Source organism: Stenotrophomonas sp. RS-48 (genome assembly GCF_030053245.1).
Classification (GTDB): Bacteria; Pseudomonadota; Gammaproteobacteria; order Xanthomonadales; family Xanthomonadaceae; genus Stenotrophomonas; species Stenotrophomonas maltophilia_P.
On sequence record NZ_JASGBV010000023.1, the window covers coordinates 20,344 to 40,702 of the forward strand.

Annotated in this window: 17 protein-coding genes and 1 pseudogene; 11 read left to right on the forward strand and 7 right to left on the reverse strand. The window is 68.4% G+C overall.

Features of this window, described 5'->3' with window-relative positions:
• Positions 1-35: 35 nt before the first annotated feature.
• The gene (locus tag QMZ25_RS05665) at positions 36-863 is read left to right on the forward strand and encodes a kinase (RefSeq protein WP_111186370.1); all 828 of its coding nucleotides are present in this window, start codon (positions 36-38) and stop codon (positions 861-863) included.
• 6 nt (positions 864-869) lie between these two features.
• On the opposite strand, the gene QMZ25_RS05670 is transcribed toward QMZ25_RS05665, so the two are convergent.
• Positions 870-1,073: a dodecin family protein gene (locus tag QMZ25_RS05670; protein ID WP_053518657.1), complete on the reverse strand. Its 204-nt coding sequence runs from the start codon at positions 1,071-1,073 to the stop codon at positions 870-872.
• 98 nt (positions 1,074-1,171) lie between these two features.
• Here QMZ25_RS05670 and QMZ25_RS05675 point away from each other — a divergent pair, with 98 nt between their 5' ends.
• The 5 genes from QMZ25_RS05675 to mdtD all read left to right on the forward strand — a co-directional run bounded on the left by QMZ25_RS05675 (position 1,172) and on the right by mdtD (position 5,794).
• On the forward strand, positions 1,172-1,714 hold the full coding sequence (locus QMZ25_RS05675) for a shikimate kinase (RefSeq protein ID WP_065174808.1): 543 nt from the start codon (positions 1,172-1,174) through the stop codon (positions 1,712-1,714).
• Positions 1,711-2,823, forward strand: coding sequence for a 3-dehydroquinate synthase (gene aroB / locus QMZ25_RS05680; RefSeq protein WP_053518661.1), 1,113 nt, complete (start codon positions 1,711-1,713; stop codon positions 2,821-2,823). Before QMZ25_RS05675 ends, aroB begins: the two co-directional genes overlap by 4 nt.
• A 120-nt stretch (positions 2,824-2,943) precedes the next feature.
• Positions 2,944-3,183 (forward strand): WGR domain-containing protein, encoded by a 240-nt coding sequence (locus QMZ25_RS05685; RefSeq protein WP_053518663.1) that lies wholly within the window; start codon positions 2,944-2,946, stop codon positions 3,181-3,183.
• 36 nt (positions 3,184-3,219) lie between these two features.
• Complete coding sequence (gene hemE / locus QMZ25_RS05690) at positions 3,220-4,293, forward strand: uroporphyrinogen decarboxylase (protein ID WP_283219247.1); 1,074 nt, start codon at positions 3,220-3,222, stop codon at positions 4,291-4,293.
• 91 nt (positions 4,294-4,384) lie between these two features.
• Complete coding sequence (gene mdtD, locus QMZ25_RS05695) at positions 4,385-5,794, forward strand: multidrug transporter subunit MdtD (RefSeq protein WP_065182627.1); 1,410 nt, start codon at positions 4,385-4,387, stop codon at positions 5,792-5,794.
• Positions 5,795-5,815: 21 nt separating this feature from the next.
• On the opposite strand, the gene QMZ25_RS05700 is transcribed toward mdtD, so the two are convergent.
• Both QMZ25_RS05700 and QMZ25_RS05705 read right to left on the reverse strand, forming a co-directional pair.
• Positions 5,816-9,346: a hybrid sensor histidine kinase/response regulator gene (locus QMZ25_RS05700; protein ID WP_283219248.1), complete on the reverse strand. Its 3,531-nt coding sequence runs from the start codon at positions 9,344-9,346 to the stop codon at positions 5,816-5,818.
• A 96-nt stretch (positions 9,347-9,442) separates the two neighbouring features.
• Positions 9,443-12,991, reverse strand: coding sequence for an ATP-binding protein (locus tag QMZ25_RS05705; protein ID WP_283219249.1), 3,549 nt, complete (start codon positions 12,989-12,991; stop codon positions 9,443-9,445).
• Between the two features lie 164 nt (positions 12,992-13,155).
• Here QMZ25_RS05705 and QMZ25_RS05710 point away from each other — a divergent pair, with 164 nt between their 5' ends.
• From QMZ25_RS05710 to QMZ25_RS05720, 3 genes are read left to right on the forward strand one after another with little or no spacing between them, the layout of a single operon-like run.
• A complete protein-coding gene (locus tag QMZ25_RS05710) occupies positions 13,156-13,800 on the forward strand; it encodes a YceI family protein (RefSeq protein WP_283219250.1) in 645 nt (214 codons plus the stop codon).
• A complete protein-coding gene (locus tag QMZ25_RS05715) occupies positions 13,797-14,369 on the forward strand; it encodes a cytochrome b (protein ID WP_053519880.1) in 573 nt (190 codons plus the stop codon). Before QMZ25_RS05710 ends, QMZ25_RS05715 begins: the two co-directional genes overlap by 4 nt.
• 3 nt (positions 14,370-14,372) lie before the next feature.
• Positions 14,373-14,945 (forward strand): YceI family protein, encoded by a 573-nt coding sequence (locus tag QMZ25_RS05720; protein ID WP_053519881.1) that lies wholly within the window; start codon positions 14,373-14,375, stop codon positions 14,943-14,945.
• A 69-nt stretch (positions 14,946-15,014) separates the two neighbouring features.
• Here the strand turns inward: QMZ25_RS05720 and QMZ25_RS05725 are convergent, their stop codons facing one another.
• Positions 15,015-15,200, reverse strand: a complete 186-nt coding sequence (locus QMZ25_RS05725; RefSeq protein WP_053519891.1) for a thioredoxin family protein — start codon at positions 15,198-15,200, stop codon at positions 15,015-15,017.
• A 141-nt stretch (positions 15,201-15,341) separates the two neighbouring features.
• Between QMZ25_RS05725 and QMZ25_RS05730 the strand changes: the two genes are divergently transcribed.
• Both QMZ25_RS05730 and QMZ25_RS05735 read left to right on the forward strand, forming a co-directional pair.
• Positions 15,342-16,724 carry an L-serine ammonia-lyase gene (locus QMZ25_RS05730; protein WP_053519882.1) on the forward strand — a complete coding sequence of 461 codons (1,383 nt, stop codon included), beginning with the start codon at positions 15,342-15,344 and terminating at the stop codon, positions 16,722-16,724.
• Positions 16,725-16,798: 74 nt separating this feature from the next.
• Entirely contained in the window at positions 16,799-17,794 is a 996-nt protein-coding gene (locus QMZ25_RS05735) for an alpha/beta hydrolase (protein ID WP_053519883.1), read from the forward strand.
• A 97-nt stretch (positions 17,795-17,891) separates the two neighbouring features.
• Here the strand turns inward: QMZ25_RS05735 and QMZ25_RS05740 are convergent, their stop codons facing one another.
• The 3 genes and pseudogenes from QMZ25_RS05740 to QMZ25_RS05750 form a co-directional block, all read right to left on the reverse strand.
• Positions 17,892-18,959, reverse strand: a complete 1,068-nt coding sequence (locus tag QMZ25_RS05740) for a homoserine dehydrogenase (protein ID WP_283219251.1) — start codon at positions 18,957-18,959, stop codon at positions 17,892-17,894.
• Positions 18,956-20,191: an O-succinylhomoserine (thiol)-lyase gene (locus QMZ25_RS05745; protein ID WP_053519885.1), complete on the reverse strand. Its 1,236-nt coding sequence runs from the start codon at positions 20,189-20,191 to the stop codon at positions 18,956-18,958. The genes QMZ25_RS05740 and QMZ25_RS05745 overlap by 4 nt, the downstream gene beginning before the upstream one ends.
• Positions 20,188-20,359 (reverse strand): annotated as a pseudogene (locus QMZ25_RS05750) (homoserine O-succinyltransferase); the annotation flags it as partial. The pseudogene QMZ25_RS05750 and the gene QMZ25_RS05745, both read right to left, overlap by 4 nt.

A 20,359-nucleotide genomic window follows, 5' to 3' on the forward strand; every position in this document is an offset into this window, starting at 1 on the left:
CGTTCTTCTCACACGGATTGATCTATTGTGGCGGCATGGTCGCTGCTGCGTATATGCCCCAGGTGAAAGGATTTCCCGAAACATTGGCCGAGCAGGCACTGGATGATGCGCTGGGCAGCGGCGCGGCGGTTCCAGTATTGGCGATCAGCGGGCTGCAGGGGAGCGGCAAATCGACGCTGGCCGAGCAGGTGGTGGCGCGCGCCCGGAACCGGGGCCTGAACGCCGCGACGCTGTCCATCGATGATGTCTACCTGACCCGCGCGCAACGGCAGCGGCTGGCACGCCAGGTCCATCCGCTGTTGATCACCCGGGGGCCGCCGGGCACCCACGACCTGCCGCTGGTCCACGCGCTGCTCGATGCCGCCGCCGCGCGCGAACCACTGGCGCTGCCGCGCTTCGACAAGCTGGCCGACGAGCGCCTGCCACAGGCGCAGTGGCCACGGCTGGAAAAGCCGCTGGACCTGCTGGTGTTCGAAGGCTGGTTCCTGGGCACACCGGCGCAGGAGGAATCCGAACTGGCTCAGCCGTTGAACGCCCTTGAACGTGATGCCGACAGCGATGGCCGCTGGCGCCACTGGTGCAACCAGGCCCTGGGCCGCGACTACCCGGCATTGTGGCAACGCTGTGACCGCCTGTGGTTCCTGCAGCCGCCGGACTTCTCGGTAGTACCGCGCTGGCGCTGGCAGCAGGAGCAGAGCCTGCAGGCGGCCCAGCCCGGCCGGCATGGCATGAGCCGGCCGCAGCTGGAGCGCTTCGTGCAGTACTTCGAGAGGGTCAGCCGGCAGGCACTGCATGCACTGCCGGCCCTCGCCGACCGGGTGGTGGTGCTGGATGCGCAGCGCCAGGTACAGGCACTGCGCTGAGGCCCCTCATTCCACCAGGAAGGTCACCCGCAGATTGACCCGCCACTCGGTGATCTCACCGCTGCCATTGGTGACCACCTTGGTCTCGTTGATCCAGGCCCCCTGGATGCCCTTCACGGTTCCGGAGACCTTCTTCAGGCCGCTGCGCACGGCATCCTCCACGCTCGTGGGCGAAGAGGCGGTGATTTCGATGACCTTGGCAACCGACATGGCCTGTACTCCGTTGAACGCGGGAATCCCCGCAGGAAGTCCCACCCTGACGTGAAGGACGTAAAGGCCGGGGCACGGAGGTGTTAGCATCAGGGCGCATGAATCCTGCTCCGAACCTGATCCTGATCGGCCCGATGGGCGCCGGCAAAACCTGCATCGGCCGCCGCCTCGCCGAGCGCTTCACGCTGGACTTCGTCGATGTCGACCAGTCCATCGTCGACGCCGCCGGAGCCAGCATTCCCACGATCTTCGAGCACTCCGGCGAAACCGGCTTCCGCAGCCTCGAGCGCGACGCGCTGGCCCGCCTCCTGCAGGGCCACGGCCAACTGGTCTCGACCGGCGGCGGAGCGGTACTGGACCCGGACAACCGGGCATTGATCGCCCGCCGTGGCTTCGTGGTCTACCTGCGCGTCAGCGTGACCGCGCAACTGGAACGGCTGGCCCGCGACAAGGCCCGGCCGTTGCTGCAGCGCCCCGACCGCGAGCAGGTGCTGCATGACCTGGCCGCCCATCGCGATCCGCTGTACCGCGAACTGGCCGACCTCACCCTTGATACCGACCCGTACACCGCTGCCGACGCCACCGCCCAGCTGGTCGTCAAGCTCGCCGCGCAATGGCAGCGCCAGGACCTGATCGCATGACTTCCCCCACTCCGCTGCAGGTCGCCGTTGGCGGTGACCGCCCTTACACCATCTCCATCGGCGCCGGCGTCCAGAGCGATGGCCCTGCCCTCGCCCGCCACGTGCGGGGGCGCCACGTCCTGCTGCTCAGCGACAGTGACGTCGCCCCGCTGTACCTGGCGCGGCTGAAGCAGACCCTGCTGGCCGCGCGTCCGGACCTGGTCGTCGGCGAACACGTGCTGGCTGCCGGCGAAGCCTCCAAGACCCTGGCCGAATTCGGCCGCGCCATCGAAGCGCTGGCAGCCCTGGGCGCCACCCGCGATGCCTGTGTGTTCGCGCTCGGTGGGGGTGTCGTCGGCGACCTGGCCGGCTTCGCCGCAGCCTGCTGGATGCGGGGCATCGACTGCGTGCAGCTGCCGACCACGCTGCTGGCGATGGTCGATTCGTCGGTGGGCGGCAAGACTGCCGTAGACATTCCTGCCGGCAAGAATCTGGTCGGCGCCTTCCATCCGCCGCGCGCGGTGGTGGCCGATACCGCGGTGCTGGCCACCCTGCCGCCGCGCGAGCTGCGCGCGGGGCTGGCCGAGGTGGTGAAGTACGGCGCACTGGGCGATGCGGATTTCTTCGACTGGCTGCAGCACCACGCCGACGCGCTGTCCGCTGGCGAGGACGCGGTGCTGGCCGAAGCCATCGCCCGCAGCTGCAGGCACAAGGCCGCCATCGTCGAGCGCGATCCGTTCGAGAAGGGGGAGCGTGCCCTGCTGAACCTCGGCCACACCTTCGGCCATGCCATCGAAACCGAACAGGGCTATTCGGCGCCGGGCCGCGATGCGCTGAACCATGGCGAGGCGGTGGCAGTGGGCATGGTGCTGGCGGCCAGGCTGTCCACCGATCTCGGCCTGGCCGACGATGCCGACCGCGCGCGCCTGCAGGCGCTGCTGGAAAGGCTCGGGCTGCCGGTCGCGATCCCGGCCGGCCTGGATCCGCAGGCCCTGCTCGGCCGCATGCGGCTGGACAAGAAGAACGTGGCCGGTCGACTGCGCCTGGTGCTCTGGCGCGGCATGGGTCGGGCCGAGGTGGTGCCGGACGTGGATGAAGCAGCGGTATTGAAGGTGCTGGGCCAGGGTTGATCGCTTCCGCGTTCGCCGGGCATGGCCCGGCGCTACCCGGGTTTCCTGGGCGTCCGCCGGGCATGGCCCGGCGCTACCGCGTTGCGGCCGGGGTCACCCTGGCCCCGCTACAATCGGGCCATGCATGTCTACCTGCAACATCCCGAGGCCGGTGCGCAGGCACCGCGGTTCCTGCGCCTGAGCCTGCAGCCGGATCTTTTCGGCGGCTGGGAGCTGCTGCGCGAAAGCGGCCGCGTCGGTGGCCGCTCGCAGCTGCGCCGCGAGCTGTTCCTGCAGGCCGACGAAGCCCGCCACGCCTTCGAGAAGGCGCGCGATGCCGAACTGCATCGTGGCTTCCAGATCCTTTCGCACGGCGACTGACGCCGCTGCCCACCTTTGATCCAAGGAACGTTCAACGTGACCAGCCCTCTCCGCAACGATCGCCTGCTACGCGCTCTGCGCCGCGAACCGGTGGATTGCACGCCCGTCTGGCTGATGCGCCAGGCCGGCCGCTACCTGCCGGAGTACCGCGCGACCCGGGCCAAGGCCGGCAGCTTCCTGGCGATGGCCAAGAACCCGGAGATCGCCTGCGAAGTCACCCTGCAGCCGCTGCGGCGTTTCCCGCTCGATGCCGCCATCCTGTTCTCGGACATCCTCACCATCCCCGACGCGATGGGGCTGGAGTTGTACTTCGTCGAAGGCGAAGGCCCCAAGTTCCGCCACCCGGTGCGTGAGGAAGCCGCCATCGCCAAGCTGGCGGTGCCGGACATGGAGCAGGACCTGGGCTACGTGATGGATGCGGTGCGCCTGATCCGCCGCGAGCTGGATGGCCAGGTGCCGCTGATCGGTTTCTCCGGCAGCCCATGGACACTGGCCTGCTACATGGTGGAAGGCGGCGGCAGCAAGGATTTCTCGCGCATCAAGGCCATGGCGCTGAACCACCCGCAGGCGCTGCACCGCCTGCTGGAGGTCACCACCGACGCGGTCATCGCCTACCTGGGCGCGCAACGCGCCGCGGGCGCACAGGCCCTGCAGGTTTTCGACACCTGGGGCGGCGTGCTGTCGCCGGCGATGTACCGCGAATTCTCGCTGCGCTACCTGCAGCGGATTGCCCAGGGCCTGGACCGTGGCGAAGCCAGCGAACGTACGCCGCTGATCCTGTTCGGCAAGGGCACCGGCCTGCACCTGGAAGCACTGTCGCAGACCGGTGCGGATGCACTGGGCCTGGACTGGACGCTGGACCTGGACGAAGCGCTGCGCCGCACCGGTGGTCGCGTTGCCCTGCAGGGCAACCTCGACCCCACCACGCTGTACGCTTCGCCCGATGCGATCGCCACCGCTGCCGCGCGCGTGCTCGATACCTACGCCGCCGGCAATGGCGGGTCGCGCGAGGGCCACGTGTTCAACCTGGGCCATGGCATGTCACCGGACATGGACCCGGCCCACGTGCAGGTACTGGTCGACGCGGTGCACGCGCACAGCCAGCGCTGAGCAGTGCGCATGCGGTTGCGGCGCGGTGTTGATCGCGCCGTGACCCGCAGTGCGCGATCATGGCGCCCCCACGTTGCACCGGCCACAACCCATGTCCACATCGCCATCGACCTACAACCGCCAGCGCCCCCTGCTGTGGCTGGTGTCCCTGGCGATCTTCATGCAGATGCTGGACTCGACCATCGTCAACACAGCGCTGCCGGCGATGGCGGCCAGCCTGGGCGAGAGTCCGCTGCAGATGCAGTCGGTGGTGTTCAGCTATGCACTGGCGGTCGCCACGTTCATTCCCGCCTCCGGCTGGATCGCTGACCGCTACGGCACCCGGCGCACCTTCCTGGTGGCGATCATCCTGTTCACCCTCGGCTCGCTGGCCTGCGCGCTGGCCCAGCACCTGCATCAGCTGGTGGGTGCCCGCGTGCTGCAGGGCATCGGCGGTGCGATGCTGCTGCCGGTCGGCCGCCTGGCGGTGATGCGTTCGGTGCCGCGCGAGGACTTCCTGCGTGCGATGAGCTTCATCGCCATCCCCGCCCTGATCGGCCCCTTGATCGGCCCGACGCTGGGCGGCTGGCTGGTCGAGATCGCCTCCTGGCACTGGGTGTTCCTGATCAACCTTCCGATCGGCGTGATCGGCTTCATCGCTGCGATGAAGATCATGCCGGACCATTACGCCAGCCACCGCACCCGCTTCGACCTGCGCGGCTACATCATGCTGGCCTTTGCGATGGTGGTGCTGTCGCTGGCGCTGGACGGCATCTCCGGGCTGGGTACGCCGCACGCGCTGGTGATGCTGATGACCGTGGCGGGGCTGGCCGCACTGGTGGGCTATTGGCTGCACGCGGCCAACTCGACCGCGCCGTTGTTCTCGCTGGCGCTGTTCCGTGTGCCCAGCTATCGCATCGGCATCCTCGGCAACCTGTTCTCACGCATCGGCAGCAGCGCCATGCCGATGCTGATTCCGCTGCTGCTGCAGGTGGGCCTTGGCCTGGGACCGATGAACGCCGGACTGATGATGGTGCCGGTGGCCGCGGCCGGCATGGTCTCCAAGCGGCTGGCGGTGAAGCTGGTCGAACGCTACGGCTATCGGCGCGTGCTGATGACCAACACCGTGCTGGTGGGCCTGGCCATGGCCAGCTTCATCCTGATGACGCCGGGCCAGCACCTGGGCTGGCGCCTGCTGCAGCTGGCCTTCTTCGGTGCGGTCAATTCGCTGCAGTTCACCGTGATGAACACCGTGACCCTGCGCGATCTGGATCGGGAGTTCGCCAGTTCGGGCAACAGTCTGCTGTCGATGGTGATGATGCTGGCTGCCGGCTTCGGCGCGGCGGCGGCGGGCAGCCTGCTGGCCGCCTTCGGCACGCACCTGGAGGGCCACGGCGCAACGGCGGCGTTGCACGCCACGTTCCTGTGCGTGGGCGCGATCACACTGACTTCGACGATGATCTTCTGGCAGTTGCCGGACACCAAGCCCGAACCCCGCCAGGTCGAACACGTCGCGGAGTAGCCTGCCGGACTGTGCCCGGCCTCAGCGCCCCAACACCTTGGCGATGGCCTCCACCAGCAGCTCGCCCGTGACCGGCTTGCGCAGGAAACCGCCGATCCCGGCCGCTTCCACCTGCTTCTGCAGGTCCGGGTCCGTGCGCGCGGTCACCGCCAGCAACGGCAGCGTGTACCCCTGGTTGCGCAGATGCTCGGCCAGCTCGAAGCCGCTGAGGCCCGGCAGGTCCAGGTCAAGCAGGGCCACATCGAAATCACTCCCGCTGATCTCGCGCAGCGCCGCCAACGCATGCCCGGCATGCACCACCTCATGGCCGCGCGCACTCAGAAGACCCTGCACGACATCGGCCACCGTCGCGTCATCTTCCACCAGCAGCACGCGCAGGGGGGGCATGTTCGCTACTGCATCCTCGCTCCGCGCGGCGCTGTCCGCATCGGCGTCGGCGTCCACTTCCAGCGGCAGGGGCAGCATCACTCCAAAGCAGGTTCCGCGCCCCAACTGGCTTTCGACCTGGATCCGGCCCTGCATCGCCTGCGCCAGCTCGCGGCAGATCGCCAGCCCCAGGCCACTGCCACCATACTGCGCCGCGGTACGTGCACCGTCAGCCTGCTCGAACCGGCGGAACAGGCGCAGCTGCTGTTCCTGGCTGATGCCCGGCCCGGTGTCACGCACTTCGAACTGGAGTGCGCGCATCGCCTCATCGCACCGGGCATGCAGGGTGATGGTGCCACGGCTGGTGAACTTCACCGCGTTGGACAGCAGGTTCAGCAGGATCTGCCGCACCCGGATCGCATCGCCGGTGGCCTGCAGGCCGGGCGGCAAGCGATTGTCCAGGACGAAACGCAGTCCCTTCTGCGCGGCCAGCGGCCCCATCAGCGCGGCCAGGTCCTGCAGCAGGCAATGGAGCGCGAACGGCCGGGACTGCAGTTCCAGGCGCCCGGATTCGATCCGCGCCAGGTCCAGCGCATCGTTGACCAGATGCAGCAGATGCTCGCCCGCCTGGCGGATGGACTGGGTGTAGCCGCGCTGCTGAGGATCCAGCGGCGAGGACAACAGCAGCTCGCTCATGCCCATCACACCGGTCATCGGCGTGCGGATCTCATGGCCCAGATTGGCCAGGAAGCGCGTCTTGGCCGCCGAAGCCTGCTCGGCCAGTTCCTGCTTGTGCAACGCCAGCTGGTAGGCGTGGCGACGCTGCAGGCGGCGACGGTACAGCCATGCAAACCAGCTGGTCAGCAGCAACGCGATCGACGTCAGCACCAGCAGGCCCGACAGGCTGCGCCACCACGGCGGCTGCACGCGGAACTCCAGGGTCTGCACCCGCGACCAGACGTGGTCGGCCGAGCGCGCCTGCACTTCCAGCCGATAGCTGCCCGGCGGCAGCCGCGAGAACAGGCGTTCACCGGCGGGCCCGACCTCGACCCAGTCCGGGTCATAGCCGGCCAGGCGGTAGCGATACGAATTGGAGGCCGAATCGGCGAAGGACAGCAGGCGCGCCACGATGCGCAGATCGCGGTCGCCGTCGGCGATCAGCAACGGTGCGTCGTGGGTCAGGTCCAGCACCTGCTCGTTGCGGCGCACCTCCACCCGCTCGATCACCAGCGGTGCGCGGCGCACCGAAGGCCGCACCTGTTCCGGATCGAACACCACCACGCCGGCCGGGGTTCCTGCCACCAGCCGTCCCGAAGACGTCGCGATCAAGGTATGCGCGCGGAACTCCTGGCTGGGCAGGCCATCGTGCACGCCATACAGGCGCACGCTCTGGCCGTCCGCGCCGACCCGCACCAGGCCGCGTGCGCTGGTGGCCCAGGCCACACCCTGCGCATCGACCACCAGACCGGTGGCGGAAACCGCCGGATATCCCTGTTCGGCACCAATGACCCCCTGCCGCTCCAGACGCCCCTGGCTCCATCGATAGCGCGACAACCGGCCGTCCTCGGACAGCCACACCTGGCCGTCGCTGCCGGTATACGCCGCGTACAGTGCCGTTGCCGGCGCGCCGGGCACCGGCTGGAAGCGCTGCTGCTCAGGCTGCCACTGCAGCAGCCCGCGGCTGCTGGCCAGCCACAGCTGGTTCTGCGGACCGCATACCAGATCCTGGTTCAGCTGGCCGGTCTGCAGTCCATTCTGGCCATTGTCCAGTTCGAGCAGCAGCCGACCTTCCAGATCGCGCTGCTGCAGGCCGGCGGGCATCATCAACCACAGGCTGTTGCTGTCGCAGATCATCAGTGCGTCGACATCGCCCTCCATCGCGGCATCGGCAGGCGCGTCGCGTCCCCAGCGGCGCAGCTCGTCGCGTGCCGGGTCATAGCGCAGCAGCGCTCCGGACGAACCGATCCAGACCCGGCCATGGCGGTCCTCGCGAACCGAGGTCAGCCAGTGGATGCCATTGACGCCGCGCCGGAACTGCTCAATCCGGCCGGTACGGGGATTGAAGCGATCCAGCGCGCCGTGGCTGCCGACCGTCCAGACACCTCCGTTGCTGGACGCACTGGTGCCGAGTACGTAGGCGTTGCGCAGTGACGATGCATCGTCCTCCAGACGCGAGAACACCGAGAACTGCCACCACCGTGGCAACAAATGCCAGAGACCGGCATTGGTGCTGGCCAGCCAGATGCCGCCCTCGCGATCCTCGTAGGCGCCGGTCCAGTTCGGCCGCACCTGGCCGCGCGCGATCGCGCTGTACAGCGGCACCGTCTGGTACTGGCCATCGACCGCGCGACCGAGTCCGCTGCGGGTGTCCAGCCAGTAGCCCCCCTGCTCATCGCGCAGCATCATGCCCAGCACCTCGTCGCCGGCCGGCACCGACCAGGGTTGCCGCTCGAAGCGACCATCCGGCCGGCGCACGAATGCGCCGGCCAGCGTGCTGATCCACAGGCTGCCGTCAGGCTCGGCGGTCAAACCGTTGATCAGCTGGCCGGGCACCTGCTCGTCGCCGACCCGCTCGAAATCGCTGCCGGTCCAACGCGCCACGCCATGCTTGGTGCCCACCCACAGGCTGCCGTCGGCCAGCGTGGCCAGATAGGGCACCGCAGCGGCCGGCAGGCTGCGCGGATTGTTCGCCTCGGGCAGGAAGCGCTGCACGCGATCATTGCCATCCACCCGGTACAGCCCGCCTTCGTGGGTACCGAACCAGATCGAGCCATCGGGGGTGGCGGCCAGGCTCCAGATCGTATTGGTGCTCATCAGCGGCTGGCTGCTGCGGTCGAAGAACCGCAGCTGCCGGCGGTCGGCCGACATCCTTACCAGGCCGGCATTCTCGGTGCCGATCCACAAGCGGTTGCGGGTATCGACCAGCACGGTCCAGATGCGGTTGTCGCGCAGGCCATCCTCGGAGCGCCAGACCCGGTAGTTGCGGCCGTCGTATCGTGCCAGCCCGTCATTGGTGGCGATCCACAGGTAGCCGTAGCGGTCCTCCGCCATGCGGTTGACGGTGTTGGACGGCAGGCCATCGAACACCGTCACCTGCCGGGGCGTGGGCGGTACCGGCTGTGCGGCAGCGGGCGCCAGGCAGCACAGCAGAAGCATCAGCAGCATCGCCGCCCGCAGATACGCCACTGATCGCCTCCTCACGCGTTCCCAGATGGTGCCCGTCGTGCGGGCGTCGGCATGGTAAACCGAAAGCCGCGCCGTTCACGCCCGGCGCCGGCGCAATCAGCCCTCACCCTGGCGCTTGCTGCGAGCCTGCACGATGGCCGCCACCAGCATGTCGCCCGTGACCGGCTTGCGCAGGAAGCCGTCGAAACCGGCGGCCAGCACCTGCGCCTCCGCATAGGCATCGGACCGCGCGGTCACCGCCACCAGTGGCAGCTCATAGCCCATGGCGCGCAGCTGACGGGCGATCGCCGTTCCGTCCAGGGCCGGCAGATCCAGGTCGAGCAGACCGACATCGAACCCCTCGGTCGCGATCTCCGACAAGGCCCCCAGGCCGTGCAGCACGTGCACTACGTCGTGGCCACGACCGCGCAGCAGGCCGGCGATGACGTCCGCTACCGTGGCGTCATCTTCGACCAGCAGGATGCGCAGCGGCGGCAGCGGCGGTGGCGACGCCCTGTCGGAACCACTGTGGGCAGCCTGGCGGTTCCACGGCAGCGGCAGCTGCACGCGGAACCGTGCGCCCCTGCCCGGCTGGCTGTCGACATCGATGCGCCCACCCATCGCCACGGCCAGTTCCTGGCAGATCGCCAGGCCCAGCCCGCTGCCGCCATAGCGCGATGCTGTCCGCGGGCCATCGGCCTGCTCGAAGCGATGAAACAGACGCTGCTGCTGTTCGGCATTGATGCCGGGGCCGGTATCGAACACCTCGAAGCACACCCCGCCGCCATCCTCCTGCAGCCGCACGCCCAGGCCGACCTGGCCGCGCTCGGTGAACTTGATGGCATTGCCGAGCAGGTTCAGCAGGATCTGGCGGATGCGCATTTCATCGCCACTGACGCTGATCGGGCCGGGCAAGGCATCCTCGCGTACAAAATCGAGCTGGCGCTGCTGCGCCATCGGCCGCATCAGCATCTGCACCTGGTCCAGCAGCGCGGCAAGATCGAACGGACGCAGGTCCAGCTCCAGTCGCCCGGCTTCGATCCGGGCCAGGTCCAGGGCATCGTTGACCAGACGCAGCAGATGGCTGCCCGCCTGCTGGATCGATCCGGCATAGCTGCGCTGTACCGGATCCAGTGATGTGGCCAGCAGCAGTTCGCTCATGCCCAGTACGCCGGTCATCGGCGTGCGCACCTCATGACCCAGCGTGGCCAGGAAGTGGCTCTTGGCCTGCGAGGCCTGCTCGGCGAGCTGCTGCTTGTGCACGGTCAGCTGCCACTGCTGGCGCCTTCTCAGACGGCTGCGGATCGCCCATGCCAGCACCAGCAGCAGCAACGAGCCCAGCAGCAGGTAGCCGAAGATCGCCATGCCGCTGCGCCACCAGGGCGGCAATACCTTCACCTGCAGTTGCTGCGACGGCGTCCACGGACCACTGTCGGTGGCCGCCTGTACTTCGATCACGTAGGCACCGGGCGCGAGGCGCGACAGCGTGCGCTGGCCGTCGCCACCCTGCTCCACCCAGTTCTGGTCATAGCCCTGCACCCGGAACCGATAGCGGTTGCCCTGCGGGTTGCCGTACGAGAGCAGCCGCGCGTCGATCTGCAGATCACGGTCATCCGGACCCAGCAGCAGCACCCCGGTGGTCGGCAGGGGTTGCCAGCCGCGCGCATCGTCGCGACGTACGCGCACCTGCGCGATCACCAGCGCGGAGGATGGCAGCGGGGTGTCGGCGGCATTGACGTCGAAACCGACCGCGCCGGTCTGGGTCACCGCGAGCACGCGGCCATCGGCGTTCACCGCAGGCGGCCGGCCGGTGAATTCGGCATCGGGCAGTCCGTCGCGCTCGGTGAACTGCCTCAGCCGCTTCGTTTTCGGATCCCAGCGCAGCAGACCGCGCGGCGTGGTGGCCCACAGGCGGCCATCGTCGGCCAAGGCCAGCCCACCCATGCTCAGGGGTGGCACGCCGGCGGCAGCATCGACGCGCTGCACCAGGCGCAGGCTCATGCCATCCCACTGGTAGCGCTCGAAGGCGCCCTGGCGGGCGAGCCACAGCTGCTGCGGATCGATCCACACCAGGTCGTAGATCGATCCCCGCGAGACGCCAGGAACCGCCTCGAAGCGCTCACCCTGCTGGCGCCAGAGGCCCATGTCCCCCATCACCCAGGCCTGCCCGCGCGGATCGAATCGAATCTGCTCGATCGGCGCATCGCCCAGGCCGCGGAATCCCTCGACGGGGAAGCTGCGCAGCACCCGGCCATCGTCCAGACGCTGCTGCACGCCGACGTTCATCACCGACACCCAGGCGGTGCCATCCGGCGCCGGCCGCATCAGGTCGATGCGCTGGCGCAGGTCGGAGCCGCCGTCGATGCGCCACTCCCGGGTTGCGCGGGTGGCCGGGTCATAGACGGTGATGCGCCCGGCGCGGCCCAGCCAGAGGCGGCCGTCCGGCCGCGGCAATACCGACCAGACCGCGCCACTGCCCAGCTCGCGATCACTGGCAAGCAGACTCAGCACGCCCTGCGCATCGATCCGGTACACGCCGTGTGCCGAACTCACGTAGTAATTCCGGCCATCGGTGGCCGCGCTGAGCAGGTACTGGCTGTCCAGCGGTTTGCCGTCGAGCTGGTTCCAGGTGGAGAAGCGGCGCCAGTCCGGCGGCAGATAGGCCAACCCCTGGCTCAGCAGGGCCACCCAGACCCCGCCTTCGTGGTCCTGCAGCAGATCGAGCACGCCGCTGTGGGCGGTCAGGAAGCCGCTGCCGCGATCGCCCTCCAGGCGCCACAGTGTCTGCGCATCACCGCGCAGCAGCCCATCCGAGGTACCTGCCCAGTAGCCTCCCTGCCGATCCGCCAGCACCAGTGCCGAGCGAAAGCGATCACTGCCGGACCAGCGTGGACGGCTGACGCGGTCCTGGGCATCGATGCGGAACAGGCCTTCGTTCTGGCTGCCGACCCAGATCGATCCATCGGGGTCGCGGCTGAGACGCAGCACGCTGACCCTGCCCAGCTCGCGCGGCGCGATGGCCTCGAAGCTGTTGCCGTTCCAGCGGGCGACACCGGCCTCGGTACCGACCCACAGGCGGCCCTGCGCGTCGACCAGGCTGCTGAAGATGGTGTTGCTGGGCAAGCCGCCGGGGCGCTGCGGATCATGCTGGAAGAAGCGCAGGCTGCCATCCTCGCCGAAGCGGCACACGCCATGGCCGCTGGTGCCGATCCACAGCGCATCGTCCGCATAGGCCAGTGTCCAGAACTGGCTCTGGCATTCATTGTTCACCGCGGCGAAGCTGGAGAAACGCTCGCGATCCGCGTCCAGCCGGGCGATGCCCTTGCCGTTGATGCCGACCCACACCCGGTCCAGCGGATCCACCAGCAGGGTCTCGATCTCGTTGCCCGGCAGCGAACCTGGCCGCTCCGGTTCATGCTGCCAGACCCGCAGCGTCGTGCCGTCGTAGCGGGCCAGCCCACCATCGGTGGCCGCCCAGATGTACCCCTGGCGGTCCTCGGCCAGGGCCACGACCATGCGCGACGGCAAGCCCTCGGCGGCGCCGAAGCGGCGCAGTCGTGGTGTCTCCCCAGCCATGTCCAGAGTCGCGGCCACCGTGGCGCTTGCCAGCAGCAGCAGACCCGTTACTGCGATGCCTCGGCACCACAGACGCCAGCCACTCGTCATCCTGAACCCCCGATCCAGCCGCGATTGTCACACAGCCCAGGCTTCACGACTGCAACAGCCCGTTTCCAGTGGCATCGCCACCACGAACTGTTGCAGCCATGCACGCAGCGTTGTCAGGGGGCTGTGCGTATGATCGCAGCGTCCCCTCCCGGAGCCCGCCATCGATGCGACCCCGCCTGCTCCTGCTGCCGTTGCTGCTCGCCGCTGCGCCCGCCTGGGCACAGCTCGATACCTACCGGCTGGATCCGGTGCACACGCGGGTGCTGTTCACGATCGATCATGCCGGCTACTCGCAGGCCATGGGGACGGTATCGGGCAGTGAGGGCCACCTTCAGTTCGATCCCGACAACTGGCGCGAGGCAACCCTGCAGGTCAATGTGCCGGTCGCCCGGCTGGATCTGGGAGATGCCAAATGGAACCAGGCCACGCTGGCCCGCAGCCTGCTTGATGGCGAGCGGTTTCCCAGCGCCCGGTTCGTATCGTCGCGGGTCGAACCGATCGATGCGAACCACGCCCGTGTGTTCGGCACGCTGACCCTGCGCGGGGTCAGCCAGGAGGTCGCGCTGGATGTGACCCTCAATGCCATCAAACGCTATCCGTTGCCGCCGTTCCGCCGCACCGCCGGTTTTTCCGCCAGCACCACGTTGAGCCGCCGCGCGTTCGGCATCACCGCCTGGCCCGGGGTGATCGGCGACGCGGTACAGGTACGGATCGAGGCCGAGGCCTTCCTCGACCGCAGCGACAGGCCGGGAACTCCTGCCCCGGTTCCCCACTCCGACAGCAAGACGGCCCCCAAGGACCCCGCATGACCGCCAAGAACTCCCCTGCCGCCTGGGGCAGTGTCAGCCAGACCCTGCACTGGTTGATCGCACTACTGATCCTCGCCCTTGGCGTGGTCGGCCTGACCATGGGCGAACTGCCCAGGACGCCCAAATACTTCTGGGTCTACACCGCGCACAAGTCGATCGGCATCACCGTGCTGGCCCTGGTGCTGCTGCGCCTGGTCTGGCGACTCTACGCCGGTGCGCCCAAGCCGGTGCCGGGTGTGCCCAGCTGGCAGGAGCGCATCGCCAGCGCTACCCACGTGCTGCTGTACGTGCTGATGTTCGCCATTCCGCTTTCGGGCTGGCTGTACGACTCTGCCAGCGGGCTGCGGCCCTTCCGCTGGTTCGGCCTGGTCGATGTGCCCAAGCTCAGCGGACCGGATCCGCAGGTCGTCGCCGTGTCGCATGCGATCCATGAGTACGGCTTCTGGCTGCTGATCGCTGTGGTGCTGGCCCATGCCGGCGCTGCCCTTTACCACCACCTGTTCCAGCGCGACGCGACGTTGAGCCGCATGCTGCCGCGTGGCTGGCTTGCCTCTCCCCAGAAGGACTGACCGATGAATCTGAAACTGACCACCCCGGCGGCCGTGGCCGCTGCCCTGGCCGGCATGCTGGCCACTGCCCCGGCGTTGGCCGCGGACTATGCACAGGCTCCCGGCGCGGGCTCGATCCTGGTATTTGCCAGCAAGTACGACGGCGAAGTGTTCACCGGCAGCTTCCCGGGCTTCGCCACCAAGCTCAGCTTCGATCCCGCCAATCCGGCGGCCGGCTCACTCGACGTCGTGATTCCGCTGGCCGGCGCCAGGAGCGGCAACAGCGATCGTGACTCGACGCTGCAGAGCGCGGACTTCTTCAATGTCGGCAAGTTCGCCACCGCGCGTTACACCGCGAAGGGCTTCCGCGCCATCGGCAATGACCAGTTCGCCGCCGATGGCACGCTCGAGCTGCGTGGTGTCAGCAAGCCGGTGACGCTCACCTTCACCTGGAAGCCGGGCACGCAGCCGGTGCTGACCGGCAAGGCCACCGTCAAGCGCCTGGACTTCAGCGTCGGCGCCGGCGATTGGGCCGACACCAAGACCATCCCCGACGAAACCGCGATCAGCACGATCGTGAAGTTCGACGCGAAGTAAGCCACGGGCCATGCCCGGCTCCACCTTGGAACGGTGATACAGGGTGGCGCCGGGCCATGCCCGGCGGCTTCACCCCGCAGCCAGCCAGGCCCGCACCCGCGCCGCATCGAAGGGCCAGTCCAGTTCGCGGCCGCCCGCCTCGTCGCGCAGCACCGGTACCCGCGCGCCGTAGTGCGCCTCCAGCGCTGGATGGTCATCCAGGAACACCGATTCGAACTCGGGCGCGCGTGCCTTGGCCAGTTCGGCCAGGGCCATATCGCACAGGTGGCAGTCGTCACGCTGGAACAGGGTCAACACCGGCTTGCCTCGCTTGGCGGAAATGCTGCGCCGCAGCCATCGGAGGGCCCGGCAAGCCGCTAGAATAGCCGCTTGTCCGGTACCCGCAGTTTGGCATCCATGGCTGTCAGCACGTTCGACGTCTTCAAGATCGGCATTGGCCCGAGCTCTTCCCACACCGTCGGACCGATGAAGGCCGCCGAGCGGTTCATCCATCGCTGGCTGCTCGACCCCGGCCGCCTGCACGAGGTCGCACGCATCCGCGCCGACGTCTACGGTTCGCTGGCGCTGACCGGTCGCGGCCATGGCACCGACAAGGCGATCCTGCTTGGCCTGGAAGGCCAGCGCCCCAACCTGATCGATCCGGACATCATTCCGTCCACGCTGGATCGCATCCGCAGCAGCAAGCGCATCCAGCTGATGGGCCAGCATGAGATCGCCTTCGACGAGAAGCGCGACCTCGGCATGAACAAGCGGCAGAAGCTGCCGTACCACACCAACGGCATGCGCTTCACCGCGTACAACGCCGACGATGAAGTGATCGCCACGCGCGACTATTACTCCGTTGGCGGTGGCTTCGTGGTCAACCAGGATGACGCGGCCGATGACCGCATCGTGCCCGACGAAACCCCGCTGCCCTATCCGTTCAAGAGCGGCGACGAGCTGCTCGCGCAGACCGCGCGCAGCGGCCTGAGCATCGCGCAGCTGATGTTCGAGAACGAGAAGTGCTGGCGCAGCGAGGACGAGATCCGCGCCCAGCTGCGCGAGATCTGGAGCGCGATGCAGTCGTGCGTGACGCGCGGCATCCGCGAGGAAGGCGTGCTGCCGGGCGGCCTGAAGGTCGGCCGTCGCGCGCCGGCGCTGTACCGCGAGCTGTCGTCGAAGCCGGAAGCGGCGATGCGCGATCCGCTGACCACGCTGGACTGGGTCAATCTGTACGCGCTGGCCGTGAACGAGGAAAACGCCGCCGGTGGCCGCGTGGTGACCGCGCCGACCAACGGTGCGGCCGGCGTGCTGCCCGCGGTGCTGCATTACTTCGACCGGTTCTGCCCGGGCGCGAACGAGCAGCGCGTGTTCGACTTCCTGCTGACCTCGGCGGCGATCGGCATCCTCTACAAGGAGAATGCTTCGATTTCCGGTGCCGAAGTAGGCTGCCAGGGCGAAGTGGGCGTGGCCTGCTCGATGGCGGCCGGCGGCCTGGTTGCGGCGCTGGGTGGCAATCCAAGCCAGATCGAGAATGCCGCGGAAATCGGCATGGAACACAACCTCGGCCTGACCTGCGACCCGATCGGTGGGCTGGTGCAGATTCCCTGCATCGAGCGCAACGCGATGGGCGCGGTGAAGGCGATCAATGCCTCGCGCATGGCGATGCGCGGCGATGGCAAGCACAAGGTGTCGCTGGACAAGGTCATCAAGACCATGCGCGACACCGGCCGCGACATGCAGGACAAGTACAAGGAAACCAGCCGCGGCGGCCTCGCGGTGAATGTCATCGAGTGCTGATGACGGGCATCTGCCGGACGACACCGTCACCGCATTCCGGTTAGGCTCGGGCGTCCCCTGTCACGGAATGTCCCATGCGCGTGATCGCCGCCGCACTGCTGGCCTGCCTGCCCCTCACCGCCGCTGCCGCTCCCGCCTATGGGCCGCGGCTGGAGGGCTTCGATTACGGCCATCCGGTACAGACCTTCACCCTGGAATCGCAGCAGCAACCGCTGCAGATGGCCTATCTGGACATCGCGCCGACGACCGCGCCGATCGGCGTGGTGGTGCTCCTGCATGGCAAGAATTTCTGCGCGGCGACCTGGAAGGAAACCATCCCTCCCCTGCTCGCCGCCGGTTACCGCGTGATCGCACCTGACCAGGTGGGCTTCTGCAAATCCAGCAAGCCCGAGCGCTACCAGTATTCATTCGGCCAGCTCGCCGCCAACACCCATGCACTGCTGCAGCAGCTGCAGCTCGGCGGCCTGCCCGTGCACCTGGTCGGCCATTCGATGGGGGGCATGCTGGCGGTGCGCTATGCACTGACCTATCCGCAGGACCTGCGCAGCCTGTCGCTGGTCAATCCGATCGGCCTGGAGGACTGGAAGGCACTGGGCGTGCCGTGGCGGAGCGTCGATGCCTGGTATGCCGGCGAGCTGAAAACCAGTTACGAGAGCATCCGCCGCTACCAGATGGACGTGTACTACGACGGCACCTGGAAGCCTGCCTATGAAACCTGGGCACGCATGCAAGCGGGCATGTACGAGGGCGACGGCAGGCAGGCGGTGGCCTGGAGCCAGGCACTTGCCTCGGACATGGTGTTCAACCAGCCGGTGGTATACGAGCTGAAGAATCTGAAGGTGCCGACCGCGCTGTTCATCGGCCAGAAGGACCGCACCGCGATCGGTCGTGACCTGGCACCGGCAGAAGTGAAGGCACGGTTGGGCAACTATCCGGCGCTGGGCAAATCGGCCGCTGCGGCGATTGCCGGCGCGACGCTGGTCGAATTCGCCGAACTGGGCCATTCGCCGCAGGTACAGGACCCCAGGCAGTTCAATGCCGCGCTGCTGAAGGTGTTGAAAGGGCGCTGAAACTGCGTATCCGCCGGGCATGGCCCGGCACTACCGGGACGGACACGACATTGCAGGTAGCGCCGGGCCATGCCCGGCGGGCGCAGCGGGACCCTGCTCATCCCACGATGCGCAGTACGTCATCCAGCAGTGCGGCAGCAGTGACTTCCGCGCCCGCTCCCGGTCCCTGGATCAGCAACGGCTGGGTGCGATAGCGGTCGCTGTGGATCGCGACGCGGTTGTCGGTGCCCGCCCCCTGCGCCAGTGGATGATCGGCCGGCAGTTCACGCAGCCCCACCTGTGCGCCGTCAGCGTCGACCCGGCCGACGAAGCGCAGAACACGGCCGCTGTCCGTCGCCTGCTGCCAGCGCGCCTGCAGCGGTGCGTCCAGCTGCTCCAGTTCGGCCAATGCGTCGTCCAGCGGCAGCGCAGCCAACGCCGAAGGCACCAGTGAATCCACGTGCACCTGTGCGGCATCCAGCGCCAGTCCGCTGCTGCGCGCCAGAATCAGCAGCTTGCGCCGCACATCCTCGCCGGACAGATCCAGGCGCGGATCCGGTTCGGTGTAACCCGCGGCCAGCGCCTCGCGCACTGCAGCCGAGAACGGCGAACGGCGGTCATAGCGATGGAACAACCAGGCCAGGGAACCGGACAACACCCCCTCGATCGCGTGGATGTGATCCCCCCCGGCCACCAGCGCGCGCAGGCTGCTCAACAGCGGCAGTCCCGCCCCCACGGTGGCACTGTCGCCGTACCGGGCGCCGCTGTCGGCGCAGCTCTCGGCGATGGCCTTCGCGCGTGACAGCTGCCCGCCCCGGCCCAGCTTGTTGGCCGTCACTACATGCACCCCGCGCGCCAGCCACTGCGCATGGCGGGCGGCCACGTCTTCGCTGGCGGTGGCATCAACCACCACATCGCCACGCTCCAGCCCTTCGGCACCGGCCCACGGTGGCGCGCTCTGGCCGCCACGCGGTGCGCGCCGCGCAAGTTCCAGCGGCAGGGCCAGATCGCGGTCGATGGCCAGCGCAGTGCGCGAGTTGGCCAGCCACTGCACGCTGGGCAGTTCCAGGCCGCGCGCCTGCAGGGCCTGGTAGCGCTGCACGAATGCAGAGCCCACCGTCCCGGTGCCCAGCAGTGCCAGGCGACCGCCGCCCAGCGCCGGAATCTCGGCAGCCAGCGCGCTCATGCGTCCACCACCTGTTTGCGACGTGCGGCAGCGTCGATCACCGCTTCGGCGCGGGCCAGCGCCGCACCCAGATCGGCCAGCAGGTCGCGCTCGGCCTCGATGCCGACCGACAGGCGCAGCAGCCCTTCGCTGATGCCGGCGGCAGCACGCGCCTCAACACTCATCGCTGCGTGGGTCATGGTCGCCGGATGCGCGACCAGGCTTTCCACGCCGCCCAGCGATTCGGCCAGGGTGAAGCAGCGCAGTCCATCGACAAACGCGCGCACGGCAGCGTGCGGATCCTCGCCGGCGCAGTCGGCCAGCTCGAACGACAGCATCGCGCCGAAGCCGCTCTGCTGGCGTGCGGCGATGGCATGACCGGGATGGTCGGCCAGGCCGGGGTAATACACCCGGGCCACGGCGGGGTGCGCGTCCAGCAGCGCGACGATCGAGGCCGTGTTCTCCTGGTGCACACGCAGGCGTGCATCCAGCGTGCGCAGGCCGCGCAGAGTCAGGAAAGCATCGAAGGGAGAGCCGGTCAGCCCGAGTGCGTTGCCCCACCACACCAGCTGTTCGTGCAGCGCGGGATCACGTGCGATCACCGCACCGCCGACGACATCGCTGTGGCCGTTGATGTACTTGGTGGTCGAATGCAGCACCAGGTCGGCACCGAAGGAGAGCGGCTGCTGCAGCGCCGGCGACAGGAACGTATTGTCGACCGCCACCAGCGCCCCGGCCTTGTGCGCCGCCTCGATGACGAAGCGCAGGTCGGTGATGCGCAGCAGCGGGTTGGACGGGGTTTCCACCAGCACCAGCCGTGGCTGGGTGGCCAGGGCCTGCGCCAGCGTGCGCGGGTCGGTGAGGTCGGCGGTGACCAGTTCGAAATGCCCCTTCTTCGCCAACGCGTTGAACAGGCGCCAGCTGCCGCCGTAGGCATCGTGCGGTACCACCAGCGTGTCGCCCGGCTGCAGCAGGGCATTCAGCACCAGGTTGATGGCGCCCATGCCGGTAGCGGTGACCACGCCACCGGCTCCGCCTTCCAGTTCGGCCAGTGCTTCGCCCAGCAGGTCGCGCGTCGGGTTGCCACTGCGCGTGTAGTCGTACTGGCGCTTGTTGCCGAAGCCTTCGAAGCTGAAGTTCGACGACAGCACGATCGGTGGAGTGACCGCGCCATGGGCGGTGTCACGATCGATGCCGGCGCGGACGGCGGCAGTGGTGCGACAACAGGACGGCTCGGCGGCGTGCAGGCTCATGCGGTCTCTCCAGAAGTGCGGAAGGCGGTAGCGAGGATCGCGTCGATGCGATCGGTTTCTTTGAGGAAGGCGTCGTGGCCGTATGGGGAGCGCAGCACGCGCAGGCTGCCGCGCGGACCCAGCCCCTCGACCAGACCGACCAGGTCGGCCAACGGCACCAGCCGATCG